Origin of the sequence: Micromonospora sp. NPDC049799 (assembly GCF_040656655.1) — a bacterium.
In the GTDB taxonomy this organism is placed as follows: Bacteria; Actinomycetota; Actinomycetes; order Mycobacteriales; family Micromonosporaceae; genus Micromonospora.
In genome coordinates this window covers 1-1,285 of the sequence record NZ_JBFAMU010000862.1, presented here as the reverse complement: position 1 = coordinate 1,285, position 1,285 = coordinate 1, and the positions used below count along the sequence as shown (strand labels likewise).

At 75.3% G+C, this 1,285-nt stretch carries 1 protein-coding gene; it reads left to right on the top strand.

Annotation, left to right across the window (positions count from 1 at the left end):
• Positions 1-1,237, top strand: a 1,237-nt coding sequence (locus AB0I76_RS30170; RefSeq protein WP_357042614.1) for a glycoside hydrolase family 3 C-terminal domain-containing protein, incomplete at its 5' end; no start/stop codon positions are given.
• Between the last annotated feature and the right edge of the window lie 48 nt (positions 1,238-1,285).

Sequence of the window (1,285 nt, the reverse complement as noted above, 5' to 3'; positions counted from 1 at the left end):
GGTCGACCGCGCGGTGCGCCGGGTGCTGCTCCAGAAGGGACAGCTGGGGCTGCTCGACGCCGGGTGGGACCCGGTGCCGCCGGCGCTGGACGGCGTCGACCTCGCCGACCGGGAGGCGGTACGCGGCACCGTCGACCTGGATCCACCGGCGAACCGGACGCTCGCCCGCGAGGTGGCCGAGCGGGCCGTGGTCCTGCTGCGCAACGACGGCGTCCTGCCGCTGGCCCGGCCGGCGCGGATCGCCGTGGTCGGCCCGCAGGCCGGGAACCCGACCGCGGTGCTCGGCTGCTACTCGTTCCCGGTGCACGTCGGGTCCCAGCACCCGGAGACGCCGGTGGGGATCGAGCTGCCCACCCTCGTGGAGGTGCTGCGCCGCGAGTTCCCGGGCAGCGAGGTGGACGTGACCACCGGTGCGAGCGTCGACGGCCCGGACACCCGCGGGTTCGCCGCCGCGATCGAGGCGGCCCGGGCAGCGGACGTGGTGATCGCCGCCCTCGGTGACCGGGCCGGGCTGTTCGGCCGGGGCACCAGCGGCGAGGGCTGCGACGTGGAGTCCCTGGCGCTGCCCGGTGTGCAGCAGCACCTGCTCGACGAGCTGCTGGACACCGGCACCCCGGTGGTGGTGGTGCTGGTCGCCGGCCGGCCGTACGCGCTGGGCCGGGCGGTCGACGAGGCGGCAGCCATCGTGCAGTCCTTCTTTCCCGGCGAGGAGGGACCGGGCGCGATCGCCGGCCTGCTCAGCGGGCGGATCGAGCCGCAGGGACGGCTGCCGGTCAGCGTTCCCCGCCGCACCGGCGGCCAGCCGACCACCTACCTCGCCGCCCGGCTCGGACAGGCCAGCGACGTGTCGAACCTCGATCCCACACCGGCGTACGGCTTCGGGCACGGGCTCGCGTACACCACGTTCGACTGGTCGGAGCTGGCGGTCGGGCGGGCGGCGGCGTCGACCGACGGTGAGCTGCGGCTGGCCTTCACGCTGCGCAACACCGGCGGTCGGTGGGGCAGCGAGGTGGTGCAGCTGTACGCACACGACCCGGTCGCCTCGGTGGTGCAGCCGGTGCAACGGCTGATCGGCTACCGGCGGGTGTCGCTGGACGCGGGCGCGTCCTGCCGCGTCGAGGTGACGGTCCCGGCCGACCTCTTCTCGTTCACCGGGCGCGACGGCACGCGGATCGTCGAGCCGGGCGAGAGGCGACCAGGTCCTCCTGCGGGAGGTGGTCGTCGTACGGCTCGGTGAGGGGCATGTGGCAAGTCTCCCACCGCGACCGGGCCCACCGCCTGATGA